Here is a 17,184-nt window from a genome sequence, read left to right as displayed (position 1 = left end):
GCTGCGCCCAGCCCGGCACCGCCGCGCTGCCAGCCAGCCCGCCGGCCGCCCCCAGAAAACCCCGCCGGGTCAGCCGCACCATGTCGTCATCCTCGCTCATGCCGGTGTCGCACCGGCGGCCTTTGGCGGCGGCGTCTTGGGCTTGTACGCGCACAGGTCCGCCACGATGCAGCGCCAGCATTCCGGCCGCCGCGCCTTGCAGACATAGCGGCCATGCAGGATCAGCCAGTGATGCGCATGCAGGCGAAAGGGCTGCGGCGTCGCCTTGTCCAGCTTCAGCTCCACCGCCAGCGGCGTCTTGCCGCGCGCCAGTCCGGTGCGGTTGCCGACGCGGAAGATGTGCGTGTCCACCGCAAAGGTTTCCGCGCCGAACGCCACGTTCATCACCACATTCGCCGTCTTGCGCCCGACGCCCGGCAGGCGTTCCAGCGCATCGCGATCCTCCGGCACCTGCCCGCCGAACTCGTCGACCAGCATCCGCGACAGCGCGATGACGTTCTTGGCCTTGGTGTTGAACAGCCCGATCGTCTTGATCTGCTCCTTCAACCCCGCCTCGCCCAGCTCCAGCATCTTGGCCGGCGTATCGACGGTGGAGAACAGGCCGCGTGTCGCACGATTCACCCCCGCATCGGTGGCCTGCGCGGACAATGCGACCGCCACGACCAACGTATAGGGATTGACGAATTCCAGCTCCGTCTCGGGATGCGGATTCGCCTCCGCCAGCCGCGCATAGAACTCGACGACGTCGGCCTTTTTCACAGCCCCAGCACGTCGCCCATGCGATACCGCCCCGGCGCCTGCCCTGCCAGCCACAGCGCGGCGCGCACCGCGCCCTTGGCGAAGATCGAGCGTGCATCGGCGCGGTGGTTCAACTCGATCCGCTCGCCCTCGCTCGCGAAGATCACGCTATGGTCGCCCACCACCGATCCGCCGCGCAGCGACGCCATGCCGATCGTCCCCTCGGTCCGCGCGCCCACCAGTCCCGCACGCCCGTCGACGCGCAATTCGCTCAAGCTCGTGCCGCGCCCCGCCGCCGCCGCCTCGCCCAACAGCAGCGCGGTGCCCGACGGCGCATCCACCTTGTGCCGGTGATGCATTTCCAGCACCTCGATGTCCCAGTCCGCCCCCAGCCGCGCCGCCGCCTCGCGCACCAGGATCGACAACAGGGTGACGCCCAGCGAGGTGTTGCCGGTCTGCAGCACGGCGATCTCGGCGGCCGCCGCATCGATCGCGGCGTGCTGCTGCGCACTCAGGCCGGTGGTGCCGATCACGATCGCGGTGCCTGCGGCGCGGGCCGCCGCCAGATGCGCATCCAGCGCACCGGCGGTGGAAAAATCGACCAGCACGTCGGCGGCCTGCGCCAGCGGCAACGGATCGTCACGCGAATCGGCGCCACCGGCCAGCGTCGCGCCCTCCAGTTCGATCAGGTCGGCGATCGCGCGCCCCATACGGCCGGCGCTGCCATAAATGCCGATCGCGGTCACGCCCTGCATCCCGATCGGCGTGCGAAGGAAACGGACGGTGCAGGATAATCGGTCATGTCCCCGCTCTGCCATATCGGGGCGCCCGCGCAAGGGGGCGAAAGGGCGAGCCGGCCGGCTTCAGCCGCGTGCCACGTCGCCTGCTTCGGCCTGCAACCGGCGATCCAGCGATTCCAGCGGCAACTCGATCTGTGCGGCGACCAGCGTGTCGCCGGCACGGTCCATCAGCTCACGTGCCCGGATCAGCAGCGATTGCGCCTCGGAATAGGGGTTCATACAATGCTCCGCGAACAAGCAACAAGGCCGCCAATACTGGGCACGGGCTTATCCACCGGGCGTCCACGCAGCAATGAACCAGATCACAGTCATTGCACCAAAGCGGCACAGCCACCTCTTCGTACGAAATCGTACAGTGAAAAAAATGCCGATACGGTTCCCGTTTCCGTCATCGCTGCCACGCGGATATCATGCCCGCATGACCACGCCATCGCTCGTCGTCCTGACCGGGGCCGGCCTGTCCGCCGAATCGGGTATCCCTACCTTCCGCTCTACCGCCGGGGTCACCTATTGGGACGTGCGTGACCGTTTCGGTGTGCCGCAAAGCTACACGATCGAGGAGGTCTGCACGCCGGACGCACTGGCGCGCGATCCCGCGCTCGTTCACGGCTTCTACGATGCGCGCCGGGCGGCGCTGGGCGATGCCGCTCCCAACGCGGCCCATCACGCCCTTGCCCGGCTCGACGCCGCATGGCCGGGCGACCTGCTGATCGTCACGCAGAATGTGGATGACCTGCACGAACGCGCCGGCACGCGGCGGCTCGTCCACATGCACGGCGCGCTGCGCTCGGCCCTGTGCGCCGTCTGCGACGAACGCCTCGACTGGCAGGGCGATCTTCCACCCCACGCCGCCTGTCCCGCCTGCGGCGCCCCCGCGCTCCGGCCCGACATCGTGTTCTTCGGCGAAATGCCCCATGCGATGGACCGGATCGAGGCCGCACTGGCGGGTGCGGACCTGTTCGTGTCGATCGGCACCTCGGGGGCGGTCTACCCCGCCGCCGGCTTCGTCCGGCTTGCCCGCGCGCACGGCGCGGACACGCTGGAACTGAACCTGGAACGCTCCGCCGGCAGCGACTGGTTCGAGGAAAGCCGGTTGGGGCCGGCGAGCGTCCTCGTGCCGCAGTGGGTCGATTCGCTGCTCGCCTGACCGGTCACTCCACCCAGTCGAGCCCCAGGTCGCGGTACACGTCGCGGTCCTCGTCCCAGCCGGGGCGGACCTTGACGTGCAGGTACAGATGCACCGGATGGCCCAGCAACTGCGCCAGTTCGGTGCGGGCACGCGCGCCGATCTCCTTGATCCGCGCGCCGCTCTTGCCCAGCACGATCGCGCGCTGCGTCGGCCGCTCGACCAGGATCTGCTGGTGGATCTCGACCGACCCGTCCTCGCGCTCCTTATACGCCTCGGTCTCGACCGCGCTGGCGTAGGGCAGCTCGGCGTGCAGTTGCAGGTAAAGCTGCTCGCGCGTCACCTCCGCGGCCAGCGCCCGCTCCGTCGCGTCGGACACCTGGTCCTCCGGATAATGCCACGGCCCTTCAGGCACCAGTCTGGCAAAAGCGCGCTTCAACTCCGCGACGCCATCCCCCGTCGCCGCACTGACGAACCACGTCTCGGCAAAGGGCACCAGCGCGTTCAGCTTCTCGGCATGCACCAGCAGCTTGGCCTTGTCCGCCAGATCGACTTTGTTCAGGATCAGATGCTTGGGCTCGGGCCGCTCGGCGATCGCCTCGGCGATATCGGTCACCTTGGACCCCAGCCCGCCCTTGCCATCGACCACCAGCGCCAGGATGTCGGCGCCTTCCGCCCCGCCCCACGCCGCGGCCACCATCGCCCGGTCCAGCCGTCGCTTCGGCTCGAAGATACCCGGCGTATCGACCAGCAGGATCTGCGCATCGCCCTCGATCGCGACGCCCAGCAACTTGGCGCGCGTGGTCTGCGCCTTGGGGCTGACGATCGCGACCTTCTGGCCGACCAGCGCATTCACCAGCGTGGACTTGCCGGCATTGGGGGCACCGACGACGGCGACGAGGCCGCAATGTTGGGTCATTCTAGGCTTTCCGGGGAAGAGAGGCCGGCCCGTTAGCAGAAATCGGTGAGTGAGAGAACCGCCCCTCGCGCCCCCGCCGGAAGGCGGTGGGAAAGTGAGGGGCGGACCAGCAGAACCACCTCTGCCCCCCTTAACCCTGCACCTTCGCCAGCAACGCCTTGGCCGCCGCGGTCTCCGCCTCCTGCTTGTTGGCTCCGCTCGCGCTCGCTTCCGCCGACTTGCCAACCCGTACCGTCACCGTGAACCGCGGCGCATGCTGCGGCCCCGACCGGTCGGTCACCTCATATTCCGGCGGCTTGCGGTTGCTCGCCGCGGCCCATTCCTGGAGCGCGGATTTGGGATGCTGCGGCGCCTTGGCATGGGCATGGACCCGGTCGCCCCAGGCCTGCCGGATGAAAGCGCGCACCGCCTCCAGCCCGGCTTCCCGGTACCAGGCCCCGATCAGCGCTTCCATCACGTCGCCCAGCACATTGTCGCTTTCCGACGCCCCGTCGTCGCGCGCCTGCTTGCCCAGCCGCAGATGATCGCGCACGCCCAGCGCCCGTGCCACATCGGCACACACCGCACCCGTCACCAGTGCGTTCAGCCGCTTCGACAACTGCCCCTCGGGCTCGTCGGGAAACTGTTCCCACAGCCATTCGGCCATCACCAGCCCCAGCACCCGGTCACCCAGGAACTCCAGCCGCTCGTAATTCTCCGCCGCCTGGCTGCCATGCGTCAGCGCACGCTCGAACGGCGCGGCATCCACGGGCGCGCGGCCGAACACCCCCGCCAGCCATCCGGACAGCGCCTTCAAAACCCTTCCCCGATCCGCGCCGGTCGCGCGGCCGAGAACCAGGTCCAGGGCAGCAGCCACGACGCGCTGCCATCGGTCGAGAAGAAGGTAATGGCCGCCTTGCCCTCCAGCCGCTCCATCGGAATGTAGCCCATGCCCGATGGCGCGGGGAACCGGCTGTCCGCCGAATCGTCGCGGTTGTCGCCCATCAGGAACACGTTGCCCGCGGGCACGGTATAGACGTCGGTATCGTCGCGATCGGGAAAGTCGCCCTGGTCCAGCACGTCATAGGTCCGCCCGCCCGGCAATGTCTCGCGATACCGGCGATAGCGGCAGATCTGCGTGCCGTTCACCACGTCCAGATGATCCGGGCCGCATTTTTCCGCATCGAAATTGGGGCTCAGCGGCAGGGTGAAGTCGGCGACCCGCGCCTTAGGGATCGGCTTTCCGTTCAGGATCACCTGCCCACCGCGCACCTGCACCGTGTCGCCCGGCAGGCCGATCACCCGCTTGATCACGTCATGATCGTCATGCATCGGGTCGGTGTCGCCCGGCATCGGATCGGGGCTGCGGAACACCACCACATCGCCGCGGGTCGGCGTGCTGGCGAAGATGCGGCCCGGGATCAGCGGCAGGCCCCAGGGCAGCGACCAGCGCGAATAGCCGTAATTCCATTTGGTCACGAACAGATAGTCGCCGATCAACAGGCGCGGCAGCATCGATTCCGACGGGATCGAATAGGGCGCGAACAGGAAGCTGCGGATGACGAACACGAACAGCGCCAGCTTCAGCAGGAACCGGACGGTCTCGCCCGCTTCCGAACGCTTGGGGCTGTCGGGCTGTACCTGCGGGGTCGCCGGGGCGGGCGGGGGTGTATCGGCCATATGTTCTCGGTTCGCGCAACGCCTCGGCGGCGTCAAGCGGCAGGTCGTCTGCATCCCTTCGCAGGTGCGAAACGTTCGGGCTTGGCATTCAACGTCGCCTTGTCATACCCCGGCAGGATAACGGCCCCTTATGTGAAGGACATATACCCATGGCTGCCGACTGGTCGACGATCGAAGCGCTTCCCCGGACGCCGCTTCTCCAGCTTTTCGCCGAAGACCCCGACCGGCTGAAAACATTCAGCCTGGACGTCGCCGGTATCCATTTCGACTGGTCCAAGACGCATCTGACGCGTGAGGCGGTCGCCGCCTTCGCCGAACTCGCCAAGGCGCAGGGCCTGGCGGCCAAGCGCGACGCGCTGTTCGGCGGCGAGGTGGTCAACGTCACCGAGGGCCGCGCGGTCGAGCACACCGCCGAACGCGGGGAAGGCAATCCCGAAAGCGTCGCCCGCTCGCGCGGCTTCCATGACCGGATGCGCGCCCTGATCGACGCGATCGAGGCGGAGGCGCTCGGGCCGATCCGCTCCATCCTGCACGTCGGCATCGGCGGCTCCGCGCTCGGCCCCGACCTGTTGGTCGACGCGCTCGGCCGCGAAAGCGAGCGCTACGACGTCGCGATCGTCTCCAACGTCGATGGCGTCGCGCTGGAGGAAGCGTTCAAGCGTTTCGATCCGTCGACCACCCTGCTCGTCATCGCCTCCAAGACGTTCACCACCACCGAGACGATGCTGAACGCAACCTCGGTCCTGCAATGGATGACCGAGCACGGCGTCGAGGATCCGTATGGCCGCGTGATCGCGCTCACCGCCAGCCCGGACAAGGCGGTCGAATGGGGTGTGGACGAAACCCGCGTGCTGCCGTTCTCGGAATCGGTCGGCGGCCGCTACTCGCTCTGGTCCTCGATCGGCTTCCCCGCCGCGCTCGCACTCGGCTGGGACCAGTTCGAGGAATTGCTGGAGGGGGCCGCCGAAATGGACCGCCATTTCCGCCTGACCGCACTCCACGAGAACGCCCCCGCCCTCGCCGCCTTCGCCGACCTCTACTACACCCAGGTCCGCGGCGCCGAGACGCGCGCGCCCTTCGCCTATGACGAGCGCCTGCGCCTCCTCCCCAGCTATCTCCAGCAGCTTGAAATGGAATCGAACGGCAAGGGCGTCACGGTGGACGGACAGCCCGTCGGCCGCCCCACCGCCGCCATCACCTGGGGCGGTGTCGGCACCGACGCACAACACGCCGTCTTCCAGCTTCTCCACCAGGGCACCCACCTCGTCCCCGTCGAGTTCATCGCCTCGATCGAACCCGGCGACACCCTCGCCGAAGAGCATCACCGCCAACTGCTCCTCAACGCCTTCGCGCAAGGTGCGGCGCTGATGAAGGGCAAACAGGCCGAGGATCCGGCGCGCAGCTATTCGGGCGACCGCCCCTCCTCCACGCTCCTGCTCGACACGGTCGACGCCCGCACGCTCGGCGCCCTCATCGCCTTCTACGAACAGCGCGTCTTCGTGAACGGCGTCCTGCTCGGCATCAACTCCTTCGACCAGTTCGGCGTCGAGTTGGGCAAGGAAATGGCGAAAGCGGCGGAGAAGGGCGGCGGTGATTTTGACCCCTCCACCACCGACCTGATCGCCCGCGCCGGCCTCGACTGACGCCACCACCATCCTTATGTGTATGGCTCCCAGGAGCCATACACATGCGGACCAATATCGAGATCGACGATGTGCTCATGGCGGAAGCCATGGAAGCCACAGGCGCGCGTACCAAGAAGGAAGCGGTCGAGGCCGCCCTTCGCCAATTGGTGCAGTTGAAGCGTCAGGCCGGCATCCGCGAGTTGCGCGGCAAGATGGAATGGGTCGGCGATCTCGATGCAATGAGGCGCGATTGATCCTCGTCGATTCCAGCGTCTGGATCGATTACCTGACCGGTCGCTCGTCGCCCCAGGCCGATCACCTCGATACCATTCTCGATAAAAGGCCGATCGGCATTCCCGACCTGGTACTGACCGAGGTTCTGCAAGGCTGCCGAACCGATGTGGAATATCGGCGGCTGCACGGCAGGATGGCGGTGTATCCGGTGGTAACGGTCGGAGGCGAGCGATGCGCCCTCCAAGCCGCCCGCCATTACCGCACCCTGCGCACGCTCGGCATCACCATCCGCAAGACGATCGACACGCTGATCGCCACGCGCTGCATCCTTGACGGTACCCCGTTGCTTTATAGCGACCGGGACTTCGACCCTTTCGTACGGCATCTGGGGCTGATCCCGGTGCTGGAACCCGCATCCGGAGTGAATTGATGTCCGACTATGACTATGACCTGTTCGTCATCGGCGCCGGGTCCGGCGGCACGCGCGCCAGCCGGGTCGCCGCGGCGCATGGCGCGAAGGTCGCGGTGGCGGAGGAATACCGCGTCGGCGGCACCTGCGTCATCCGGGGCTGCGTGCCCAAGAAGCTGCTCGCCATCGGCGCGCATTTCGCCGAGGATCTGAGCGACGCCAAGCGCTTCGGCTGGCAGGTTCCCGACCAGTGCGAGTTCTCCTGGCCGACGCTGCGCGACAATGTGCTGGCCGAGGTCGACCGGATCAACGGCGCCTACACCAACACGCTGGAAAGCCACGGGGTCGAGATCATCAACCAGCGTGCGGTCGTCACCGGCCCGAACAGCGTGCGTCTGGCCGACGGCACCGAGAAGACGGCGGGCAAGATCCTGATCGCGGTCGGCGCCCACCCCGCCGTCCCCGAATGCGAAGGTCATGACCTGGGCATCACCTCCAACGAGGCGTTCCACCTGCCCGCGGTCCCCAAGCGCATCCTGATCGCGGGTGCCGGCTATATCGCCAACGAGTTCGCCGGCATCTTCCACCAGCTCGGCGCCCATGTCATCCTTATGAACCGCAGCAAGGAGATCCTGCGCGGCTATGAACTGGCGATCCGCGACCGCCTTCTCCAGATTTCGATGATGAAGGGAATCGAGTTCCGCTTCGACGCCACCTTCCAGGGGATCGAGAAGCTGAACGATGGCTGCCTTCAGGTCAGCATGGCGAACCACGAACCCGTGGTGGTCGATTGCGTGATGTTCGCCACCGGCCGTGTCCCCAACACGCACGGCCTGGGTCTGGAAAGCGCCGGCGTCGAGTTGGACGAGAAGGGCGCGATCAAGGTGGACGAGGCGAACCGCTCCACCTGCGACAGCATCTATGCGGTCGGCGACGTCACCAACCGCATCCAGCTCACCCCCGTGGCGATCCGCGAAGGTCAAGCCTTTGCCGACACCGTGTTCGGCAACAAGCCGACCAGCGTCGATTATGACTGCATCCCCTCCGCGGTATTCAGCCACCCGCCCATTGCCGGCGTCGGCATGACCGAGGCGGAGGCCAAGTCGAAGCTGGGATCGGTAAAGGTCTATTCGTCGGACTTCCGCCCGATGAAGAACGTGCTGGCCGGGCGCGACGAGCGCGCACTCTACAAGATGGTCTGCGACAGCGAGACGGACCGTATCCTGGGCCTCCACATGATCGGCCCCGACGTCCCCGAAATCCTGCAGGCGGCGGCGATCGCCGTGAAGGCCGGTCTGACCAAGGCGCAGTTCGACGCCACCGTTGCCCTGCACCCGACCATGGCCGAGGAACTCGTCTTGATGCGCTGACCTGTGTTCCCGCGGGTGGGCGGCACGCATCACCCGCGGGAAGGTTCCTGATGCCGGGCGATTTTTGCCCTGCCGGCCTGCCCCGGCCGCCCCGCCCTCCTGCCGCGTGGCGGCCGCGCCACAGCGGGCCCTGAATGCAACACGCTCCACCATAAGGTCGCTTGGCGTACACAAGCGATCGGGATTAGCACTTCGGCTCTGCTGCAACGACAAGCAGGGGCGACTCTCCCGCACCCGGCGACGACGGCATCAGGGTTGCGCACGGCTCCGTTACGGAGAGGATTGCCGATGGCGGGTCATCCCCGCCCAGTCTTCCGTCCCGGCCGGTATAACCGGCGGCGACGGGGGCCCCACGGCGCCGGCAGCCCGCAGGCAGGACCGGCACGGACCCGACAGGTCCGGCCCATGGGGACTATGTGATGAAGACGATGATGACCGCCGCGCTGCGCGCCACGCTTGCCACCTCCACCATATTGGGAAGCGCGGCGATCACGCTGGCGCCCGCCGCCGCACAGACGACGACCGCCTCGATCCGCGGCCAGGTGACCGGCCCGGACGGCGCGCCCGCCGCCGGCGCGTCGGTCACTGCGGTAAACACCGGCACCAACCAGACGCAGCGCAGCACCACCGATCAGAACGGCGCCTTCGTCCTCAATGGCCTGCGTCCGGGCCAGTACCGCATCACCACCACCGCGACGAGCGGGGAGACCGCCGAACGCCTCGTCATCGTCTCGATCGGCCAGTCCGCGACGCTCGACATCCGCCTCGCCGCGCCCGCGCCGACCGCTACGCCTGGCACCGAAACCACGATCGACGGCACGCCCCCGGCGGCACCTGGCGGTGGCGAGGGCGGCGAGATCGTCGTCACCGGCAACCGTCTGGTCGAGGTGAAGACCAGCGAGATCGCCACCAACATCACGCAGGAACAGATCCGTACCCTGCCGCAGACCGATCGCAACTTCCTCAGCTTCGCCGCCCTCGCCCCCGGCGTCCGCTACAATGATTCCGAGACGAACAAGGGGTTCCAGGCCGGTGCTTCGGCGGCCAGCCAGGTCAACGTCTTCATCGACGGCGTCAGCCTGAAGAACAAGCTGCGCGAAGGCGGCGTCGCCGGACAGCAGAACAGCCGCGGCAATCCCTTCGGCCAGCTCGCGGTGCAGGAATTCCGCGTCCTGACGCAGAACTACAAGGCGGAATACGAACAGGCCGGCTCCGCGATCATCACCTCGGTCACCAAGTCCGGCACCAACGAGTTCCACGGCGAGGTCTTCGGCCAATATACCGATCGCTCGCTCAGCCAGACCGATTACATCGTGCGCCGCCGCGGCGACCCCAAGCCGGCGTTCGAGCGCAAGCAATATGGCGCGTCGCTCGGCGGCCCGATCATCAAGGACAAGCTGTTCTTCTTCGGCGCGTACGAAGGCAATGACCAGGACCGTGCGCTGATCGTCAACTCGTCCGGCGAACAGGCCGCGATCAACGAGTTCGAGCAATTCTCCGGCCGCCGCCTGAGCGAATTCGAGGGCGCCTTTGTCAGCCCGTTCCGCCAGGACTTCTACTTCGGCAAGCTGACGCTGACCCCGGACGAGCGTCAGGTGTTCGACCTGTCGTACAGCCGTCGCCAGGAAACCGACATCCAGGGCTTCGACGGCAATGTCAGCTACGAAAGCGCCGAGAACAAGATCAACACCGTTGACACCTATCTGTTCAAATGGACCTATACCGGCGACAGCTTCGTCAACGAATTCAACGCCAACTACCTCAGCTATGTGTTCAATCCGACCTCGCTGAACCCGGACCTGCCCTCGTTCGACTATGCGGGCGTCATCGTCTTCGGCGGCAAGGATTCCACCCGGCGCGAGGTGCAGCAAAGCTACACCTTCCGCAACGACCTGACCTATACCGGCATCGACACCCATGTGTTCAAGGTCGGTGGCCGCGTCGAGATCACCGATATCGAGTTCATCAACAACGCCTATATCCAGCCGCGCTACACCTTTAACCGCGCGGACAATGCCGGCACCCCGAACGACCCCAGCGACGACCTGACCTTCGCTTTCCCGTCGGAAGCGCGCCTCGGCCTCGGCAATGGCCGCATCTACGGCTCCAACACGCAGGTCGGCGTTTATGCGCAGGACGACTGGAACGTCACCGGCCGGCTCCAGTTGAACATCGGCGTGCGCTGGGATTACGAAACCAACGCCAAGAACAACAATTTCCGCACGCCCGACAATGCCGCCGCCGCATTGCGGTCGCTGCCCAGCACCTTCTATTTCGATCCCGAAAACTATATTTCCACGGGGCGCAACCGCAAGCCGTTCGCCGGTGCCATCGCACCACGCTTCGGCTTCTCCTGGGATATCAAGGACGACCAGTCGACGGTGATCTTCGGCGGCGCCGGCCGCTATTATGATCGCAACAACTTCAACAACACCGTCGATGAACTCAGCCGCACGATCAACCCGGTCGGCGTCTTCCGCTTCTCGCCGAACGGCACCCCGCGCCGCGGCCTGCCCACCGTCGCCTGGAACCCCAATTACCTGACCCGCGACGGCCTGCTGACCCTGCTCTCGACCCAGCCCGAAACCGGCCTGCCCGAGCTGCTCGCCACCAAGAACGACACCAAGCCGCCGGTCAACGATCAGGTCTCGTTCGGCGTCCGCCAACGCGTCGGCCCGTTCCAGGCGTCGCTCTCCGCCTCCTATCAGCGCGGCCGCAACGGCTATACCTATCTGTTCGCCACGCGACAGAATGGCGGCCTGGGCGCGCCCAACGATCCGGCGCTGCTCTCCACCGTCCGCGCGCTCGGCTACCAGAACGTGCTGATCGGCTATGACGGGCTCGACACCCGCTACAAGGCGCTCTTCTTCACCCTCGACAAGACCTATACCGAGGCGTCGGGCTGGGGCCTCAACATCGCCTATACGCTGGGCAAGGCGGAGAAGAACGGCGCGAACGACGTGTTCGACCTGTTCAGCCTCGATGAGATCGTCCCCGATGCCTATGGCTGGCGCCCCTCGGTCGGCGACGAGCGTCACCGCGTCGTCCTGTCCGGCATCGTCGATCTGCCGCTCGGCTTCAAATTCTCGACGATCACCACGCTGGGCAGCGGCTCGGCCTACAACATCGTCGATACCACCAACGGCACCGAACCCGGCCAGCGCGAGTTCCGTGTCGGCTATCCGGAGAAGAACTGCATCAAGGGGCTGTTCGCCTTTTGCGAGGTCAATCTGACGCTTGCCAAGCGCTTCTCGATCTTTGGCAACAGCGACAGCTTCGAGGCGGCGGTGGACGTGCTGAACGCCTTCAACAACAAGAATTTCGCCGGCTTCGACGAGGGCATCAACCTGTCCGCCACCCCGCCCGATACGCTGCGTCCCGCCGATGCCGCCAACGCCACGCGCGTGCTGACCCTGCCCCGCCGCGTGCAGTTCCGCTTCTGATCCGCGACATGCCGCCTGCCATGCATCCGCTTGCAGGCGGCAAGCGTTTCTGATCCCATGTCGAATCTGACCCGTCGCAGCCTGCTCGCCGCCGGAACCGCCGGTCTCGTCACCGCCTGCACCCCCGCCCGCGTCAGCCCGCCGCCCATTTTGGTCGCGCCCTTCGGCCCGCCCATCTCCGCGCCCGACGCGCTGCTGAAGGACATTCAACAGCGCACCTTCCGCTATTTCTGGGACTCGACCGACCCCGTCACGGGCCTCGCCCCCGATCGCTGGCCCACCCCCTCCTTCGCCTCGATCGCCGCGATCGGCTTTGCGCTCACCGCCTACCCCATCGGCGTCGCCAATGGCTGGATCACCCGCGATCAGGCCCGCGCTCGCGTCCTCACCACCCTGCGCTTCCTCGCCGCCGCACCACAGGGCGACCAACCAACGGGTTTTTCGGGATATAAGGGCTTCTTCTATCACTTCCTCGGCATGACCAGGGGGCACCGGTTCGCCAAATGCGAGCTGTCGACGATCGACACCGCGCTGATGATGGCGGGCGTGCTGTTCGTGCAAAGCTGGTTCGACGCCCAGGATATTCGCGAGGCCGAGATCCGCGCACTCGCCGAACAACTCTACACCGCGGTGGAATGGACGTGGATCACCCCTCGCGCACCGTTCGTATCGATGGGCTGGATGCCCGAAAGCGGCTTCATCTCCAGCGACTGGAATATCTACAACGAAAGCCTGATCCTCTATCTGCTGGCGCTCGGCTCCCCCAGCCATCCGCTCCCCGCCGACACCTGGACGCGCTGGACCGACACGTTCGATCCGTCCTGGGATGCCAGCTATGTCGACGCGTTCACCGCCTTTCCGCCGCTCTTCGGCCACCAGTACAGCCAGGTCTGGGTCGATTTCCGCGGCATGACCGATGCCTATTCGCGCCGGCGCGGGATCGATTATTTCGAGAACAGCCGCCGTGCCACCTATGCGCAGCAACGCTATGCCATTGCCAATCCCGGCGGCTGGGTCGGCTATGGCGAGGATGTATGGGGCTTCACCGCCTGCGACGGCCCCGGCGACTTCGTACAGGAGATTGACGGCCGCAACCGCGAGTTCTTCAGCTACTCCGCCCGCGGCCCCGGCGACCGTGACGACGGCACCATCGCGCCCACCGCCGCCTTCGGCTCGATCGCCTTCGCGCCCGAAATCGTCATCCCCACCGCCCAGGCGATGATCGCGCGCTACCCCGGCATCTATGACGAATATGGTTTCCGCGACAGCTTCAACCTGACTCTGAAACAGACCAGCCACCGGCTGCAACACGGCTCCATCGTCCCCGGCACCGGCTGGGTGGCGACCGACCATCTCGGCATCGATCAGGGGCCGATCGTCGCCATGATCGAGAACCACCGGACGGGCCTCGTCTGGAACACGATGAAGCGCAATCCGCACCTTCGCCGCGGGCTGGAGCGCGCCGGGTTCAGCGGCGGCTGGATGGCCTGACCCGCGTCAGGCGCGCGTCAGGCGCGCGTCGCCGGCGTCCTGCTGCCCCGCACGCTGTCATAGGCGTAGAGCGCACACCCCGCCCAGATCAGGGTGAAGGTCGCGATATGGACCGGCTTCAGCGTCTCGCCGAACAACAGCACCGCCTGCAGGAACTGCAAGGTCGGCGCCAGATACTGGAGCAGCCCGAGCGTCGCATAGCGCATCCGCCGTGCCGCCGCCGCAAACATCAGCAGCGGCGCCGTCGTCACCGCGCCCGCCAGCACCAGCAGCACGTCCATCCTCATGGACTGCCCGAACGCGCCCGTGCCCGCCATTTGCGCTTGCGCGATGAAGATTGCCGCGAACGGCGACAGCAGCAGCGTCTCGACCGTCAACCCGCCCAGCGCATCGATCGCCGCCACCTTGCGCAACAGGCCGTAAACCCCGAACGTCACCGCCAGCGTCAGCGAGATCCACAACGCGCCGCCGCCCGACAGCGCCAGCAGCAGCACCCCCGCCGCGGCGATCCCGATCGCCACCGCCTGCCCGCGCCGCACGCGCTCGCCGAGCACCGCCACGCCCAGCGCCACATTGACCAGCGGGTTGATGAAATAGCCAAGGCTCGCCTCCAGCACATGTGCGTGCTGCACCGCCCAGATATAGACCAGCCAGTTGACCGCGATCAGGCCTGCGCTCCCGCACAACAGCAGCAGCGTGCGACCCTGCGCCGCCGCCCGGATCGCCGCCCCCCGCCGCATCGCCACTACCACCAGCAACAACAGCACCACCGACCACAGGATGCGATGCGCCACCACCTGAAACGCCGGCACCCCCGCCAACAGCTTCAGGTACAGCGGCAACAGCCCCCAGGTCACATAGGCCCCGATCCCCAGGATCAGGCCGGTACGGGCAGGAGAAGCGGTCGCAGTCATGAACCGTCCTGTCCTGCAGCGCAGCATGATTGGCAAGCGACTACGCCATCAAACGGCTAAAGGACCTGTGAATTGACGACGCTACACCTGTCCCGTTCGCCCCGAGTAGCCGTCGAGTAGCGGCGCAGCCGCGTACCCACGCATCGCCGTTCCTCTTATCAGGATGCGAACAGCAACACCGGCGTCTCCAGATAGGTCCGCAGCGCCTGCACGAAGCTCGCCGCGTCCCAGCCATCGACCACCCGGTGGTCGCAACTGATCGACAGGTTCATCAGCTTGGCGCGCACGATCTCGTCGCCCCGGAACACCGGACGCTCGACGATCTTGTTCGGCCCGACGATCGCCACTTCCGGGCGGTTGATCACTGGTGTCGTCGCGATGCCGCCTAACGGACCCAGCGAGGTGACGGTGATCGTGCCGCTGCCCATCTCATCGCTACGGATCGTACCGGCCCGCGCCGCCTCGGCCAGCCGGGTGATCTCGGTGGCGAGCTGCCAGACGTTGCGATCCTGCGCGTCGCGGATCACCGGCACGGTCAGCCCGGCGGGCGTCTGCGTCGCCATCCCGCAATGCACCCGTCCCGAGCGTGTCACCACGCCCGCCTCGTCGTCGTAGCGCGCGTTGAGCATCGGAAAGTCGGGCAGCGTGCGGCACATGGCGACGATCAGGAACGGCAGCAACGTCAGCTTGGGCCGCTCGCCGCGATGCGCGTTCAGGTCGGCACGCATCGCCTCCAGCGCGGTCACGTCGATCTCGTCGACATAGGTGAAGTGCGGGATGTTGCGCTTGGCGGCCGCCATATTCTCGGCGATGCGCCGCCGCATGCCGATCACGCGAACGCTTTCGTCCTCCCACGCACGCGGAGCATCGGGCGTGTAGCCCTGCGCGGAACCATAGCGCAGATATGCATCCAGATCGGCATGGCGAATGCGATCCCCCTCGGCCGCCCGCACCTGCGCCAGATCGACGCCCAGCTCCCTCGCCCGCGCCCGCACCGCCGGCGAAGCCAACGCCTTGTGTTCACGAGCAACCGGAATCGGATGCGCCTCCCTCTCCCCCCCGGGGTGAGGGGCCGCCACAGGCGGCGCGCTCTCTGGGTCCGCCTTTACCGGAGCCGGCGAAGGCGCAACCTCCTCAACCCCCGGATTTTCCGCCTCGATCTGCTCGGCCACCTCGCCCGAACCGGCCTCCTCCACCGCCTCGGTCTCGATCACCACCAGCGCCGCACCGATCGGCACCATCTCGCCGACCTGGCCCGCCACCTCGATGATCGTGCCCGACACCGGCGACTCCATCTCGACCGTCGCCTTGTCGGTCATCATGTCGGCGAGGTTCTGGTCCTCCTCGACCCGGTCGCCCACGGCGACATGCCACGCGACGATCTCCGCCTCGGCGATGCCCTCGCCGATATCGGGCAGGCGAAAGGTGAAACGCGCCATCCTCAAGCGTCCTTCATGATCTTCTTGAGCGCCTGTCCGATGCGGACTGGCCCCGGGAAATATGCCCATTCCAGGCTGTGCGGATACGGCGTGTCGAAACCCGTCACCCGCTCGATCGGCGCTTCCAGATGGTAGAAGCAGCGTTCCTGCACCAATGCGGACAGCTCCGCGCCGAAGCCGCCGGTACGCGTTGCCTCGTGCACGATCATGCAGCGCCCGGTCTTCTTCACCGATCCCTCGATCGTGTCGATGTCCAGTGGCACCAGCGTGCGCAGGTCGATGATCTCGGCATCCACGCCCATGTCGGCCACGGTGTTGGCGACGACATGCACCATAGTGCCGTAGCACAGGATCGTCACGCCCTCGCCCTCGCGCACCACCGCGGCCTTGCCCAGTTCGACCTTGTAATAGCCTGTCGGCACCGCCCCGCCGGGATGCTGCGACCAGTTCGCCGCCGGGCGGTCCCAATGGCCGTTGAACGGACCGTTATAGATGCGCTTGGGCTCGAAGAAGAGGACGGGGTCATTGTCCTCGATCGCCGCGATCAACAGCCCCTTCGCGTCATAGGGCGTCGACGGGATCACCGTCTTGATGCCGGAGACGTGGGTGAAGATGCCCTCCGGGCTCTGCGAGTGCGTCTGCCCGCCGAAGATGCCGCCGCCAAAGGGCGACCGTACCGTGATCGGCGCAGTGAACTCGCCCGCCGAGCGGTAGCGCAACCGCGCCGCCTCGCTGACCAACTGGTCGAGCGCGGGGTAGATATAATCCGCGAACTGGATCTCGGGCACCGGCCTCAGGCCGTAGGCGCCCATGCCGATCGCAACGCCGATGATGCCGGTTTCGGTGATCGGCGTGTCGAACACGCGCGTCTTGCCGTATTTTGCCTGCAACCCCGCGGTCGCGCGGAACACGCCGCCGAAATAGCCGACATCCTCGCCCATCACCAGCACGTCCGGGTCGCGCGCCATCACCACGTCCAGCGCGGAATTGATCGCCTGGATCATCGTCATCCGGGCG

Annotated in this window: 16 protein-coding genes; 7 read left to right on the top strand and 9 right to left on the bottom strand. The window is 66.7% G+C overall.

Annotation, left to right across the window (positions count from 1 at the left end; genetic code table 11):
- Nucleotides 1-96: 96 nt before the first annotated feature.
- From nth to Q0U08_RS04095, 3 genes are all read right to left on the bottom strand, one after another.
- The gene (nth, locus tag Q0U08_RS04105; protein ID WP_298089903.1) at nt 97-759 is read right to left on the bottom strand and encodes an endonuclease III; all 663 of its coding nucleotides are present in this window, start codon (nt 757-759) and stop codon (nt 97-99) included.
- Nucleotides 756-1,484, bottom strand: coding sequence for a 4-hydroxy-tetrahydrodipicolinate reductase (dapB, locus tag Q0U08_RS04100; protein ID WP_298089907.1), 729 nt, complete (start codon nt 1,482-1,484; stop codon nt 756-758). The genes nth and dapB overlap by 4 nt, the downstream gene beginning before the upstream one ends.
- A 117-nt stretch (nt 1,485-1,601) precedes the next feature.
- Nucleotides 1,602-1,757 (bottom strand): hypothetical protein, encoded by a 156-nt coding sequence (locus Q0U08_RS04095; protein WP_298089902.1) that lies wholly within the window; start codon nt 1,755-1,757, stop codon nt 1,602-1,604.
- Between the two features lie 199 nt (nt 1,758-1,956).
- On the opposite strand from Q0U08_RS04095, the gene Q0U08_RS04090 reads away from it, so the two are divergent.
- Nucleotides 1,957-2,685: an NAD-dependent deacylase gene (locus tag Q0U08_RS04090; protein WP_298089900.1), complete on the top strand. Its 729-nt coding sequence runs from the start codon at nt 1,957-1,959 to the stop codon at nt 2,683-2,685.
- A gap of 4 nt (nt 2,686-2,689) precedes the next feature.
- Here the strand turns inward: Q0U08_RS04090 and era are convergent, their stop codons facing one another.
- The 3 genes from era to lepB all read right to left on the bottom strand — a co-directional run bounded on the left by era (nt 2,690) and on the right by lepB (nt 5,242).
- Nucleotides 2,690-3,583 carry a GTPase Era gene (era, locus tag Q0U08_RS04085; protein ID WP_298089899.1) on the bottom strand — a complete coding sequence of 298 codons (894 nt, stop codon included), beginning with the start codon at nt 3,581-3,583 and terminating at the stop codon, nt 2,690-2,692.
- 130 nt (nt 3,584-3,713) lie between these two features.
- A complete protein-coding gene (gene rnc, locus Q0U08_RS04080) occupies nt 3,714-4,370 on the bottom strand; it encodes a ribonuclease III (protein ID WP_298089906.1) in 657 nt (218 codons plus the stop codon).
- A gap of 5 nt (nt 4,371-4,375) precedes the next feature.
- Nucleotides 4,376-5,242 (bottom strand): signal peptidase I, encoded by an 867-nt coding sequence (lepB, locus tag Q0U08_RS04075; protein ID WP_298089897.1) that lies wholly within the window; start codon nt 5,240-5,242, stop codon nt 4,376-4,378.
- 149 nt (nt 5,243-5,391) lie between these two features.
- Between lepB and pgi the strand changes: the two genes are divergently transcribed.
- The 6 genes from pgi to Q0U08_RS04045 all read left to right on the top strand — a co-directional run bounded on the left by pgi (nt 5,392) and on the right by Q0U08_RS04045 (nt 13,814).
- The gene (pgi, locus tag Q0U08_RS04070) at nt 5,392-6,885 is read left to right on the top strand and encodes a glucose-6-phosphate isomerase (protein ID WP_298089896.1); all 1,494 of its coding nucleotides are present in this window, start codon (nt 5,392-5,394) and stop codon (nt 6,883-6,885) included.
- Between the two features lie 44 nt (nt 6,886-6,929).
- Nucleotides 6,930-7,121, top strand: a complete 192-nt coding sequence (locus Q0U08_RS04065) for a type II toxin-antitoxin system VapB family antitoxin (RefSeq protein WP_298089895.1) — start codon at nt 6,930-6,932, stop codon at nt 7,119-7,121.
- Entirely contained in the window at nt 7,118-7,531 is a 414-nt protein-coding gene (locus Q0U08_RS04060; RefSeq protein ID WP_298089894.1) for a PIN domain nuclease, read from the top strand. The genes Q0U08_RS04065 and Q0U08_RS04060 overlap by 4 nt, the downstream gene beginning before the upstream one ends.
- A complete protein-coding gene (gene gorA / locus Q0U08_RS04055) occupies nt 7,531-8,880 on the top strand; it encodes a glutathione-disulfide reductase (protein ID WP_298089893.1) in 1,350 nt (449 codons plus the stop codon). The genes Q0U08_RS04060 and gorA overlap by 1 nt, the downstream gene beginning before the upstream one ends.
- Nucleotides 8,881-9,299: 419 nt before the next feature.
- Nucleotides 9,300-12,323 (top strand): carboxypeptidase regulatory-like domain-containing protein, encoded by a 3,024-nt coding sequence (locus tag Q0U08_RS04050; RefSeq protein WP_298089891.1) that lies wholly within the window; start codon nt 9,300-9,302, stop codon nt 12,321-12,323.
- 57 nt (nt 12,324-12,380) lie between these two features.
- Nucleotides 12,381-13,814, top strand: coding sequence for a glucoamylase family protein (locus Q0U08_RS04045; protein WP_298089890.1), 1,434 nt, complete (start codon nt 12,381-12,383; stop codon nt 13,812-13,814).
- A gap of 17 nt (nt 13,815-13,831) precedes the next feature.
- On the opposite strand, the gene rarD is transcribed toward Q0U08_RS04045, so the two are convergent.
- The 3 genes from rarD to Q0U08_RS04030 form a co-directional block, all read right to left on the bottom strand.
- A complete protein-coding gene (gene rarD / locus Q0U08_RS04040; protein WP_298089888.1) occupies nt 13,832-14,728 on the bottom strand; it encodes an EamA family transporter RarD in 897 nt (298 codons plus the stop codon).
- 158 nt (nt 14,729-14,886) lie between these two features.
- Nucleotides 14,887-16,167, bottom strand: coding sequence for a dihydrolipoamide acetyltransferase family protein (locus Q0U08_RS04035; RefSeq protein WP_298089886.1), 1,281 nt, complete (start codon nt 16,165-16,167; stop codon nt 14,887-14,889).
- 2 nt (nt 16,168-16,169) lie between these two features.
- A complete protein-coding gene (locus Q0U08_RS04030) occupies nt 16,170-17,177 on the bottom strand; it encodes an alpha-ketoacid dehydrogenase subunit beta (protein WP_298089904.1) in 1,008 nt (335 codons plus the stop codon).
- Nucleotides 17,178-17,184: the final 7 nt, after the last annotated feature.

It is taken from the genome of uncultured Sphingomonas sp., from assembly GCF_946477935.1.
In the GTDB taxonomy this organism is placed as follows: domain Bacteria; phylum Pseudomonadota; class Alphaproteobacteria; order Sphingomonadales; family Sphingomonadaceae; genus Sphingomonas.
This window is presented reverse-complemented; position numbering and strand designations above follow the sequence as displayed.

Coding starts and splice junctions, on each gene's coding strand:
- Q0U08_RS04095 (WP_298089902.1), bottom strand. CDS start 1,757: ATGAACCCCTATTCCGAGGCGCAATCGCTGCTGATCCGGGCACGTGAG.
- Q0U08_RS04090 (WP_298089900.1), top strand. CDS start 1,957: ATGACCACGCCATCGCTCGTCGTCCTGACCGGGGCCGGCCTGTCCGCC.
- era (WP_298089899.1), bottom strand. CDS start 3,583: ATGACCCAACATTGCGGCCTCGTCGCCGTCGTCGGTGCCCCCAATGCC.
- lepB (WP_298089897.1), bottom strand. CDS start 5,242: ATGGCCGATACACCCCCGCCCGCCCCGGCGACCCCGCAGGTACAGCCC.
- pgi (WP_298089896.1), top strand. CDS start 5,392: ATGGCTGCCGACTGGTCGACGATCGAAGCGCTTCCCCGGACGCCGCTT.
- Q0U08_RS04065 (WP_298089895.1), top strand. CDS start 6,930: ATGCGGACCAATATCGAGATCGACGATGTGCTCATGGCGGAAGCCATG.
- gorA (WP_298089893.1), top strand. CDS start 7,531: ATGTCCGACTATGACTATGACCTGTTCGTCATCGGCGCCGGGTCCGGC.
- Q0U08_RS04050 (WP_298089891.1), top strand. CDS start 9,300: ATGAAGACGATGATGACCGCCGCGCTGCGCGCCACGCTTGCCACCTCC.
- Q0U08_RS04045 (WP_298089890.1), top strand. CDS start 12,381: ATGTCGAATCTGACCCGTCGCAGCCTGCTCGCCGCCGGAACCGCCGGT.
- rarD (WP_298089888.1), bottom strand. CDS start 14,728: ATGACTGCGACCGCTTCTCCTGCCCGTACCGGCCTGATCCTGGGGATC.
- Q0U08_RS04035 (WP_298089886.1), bottom strand. CDS start 16,167: ATGGCGCGTTTCACCTTTCGCCTGCCCGATATCGGCGAGGGCATCGCC.
- Q0U08_RS04030 (WP_298089904.1), bottom strand. CDS start 17,177: ATGACGATGATCCAGGCGATCAATTCCGCGCTGGACGTGGTGATGGCG.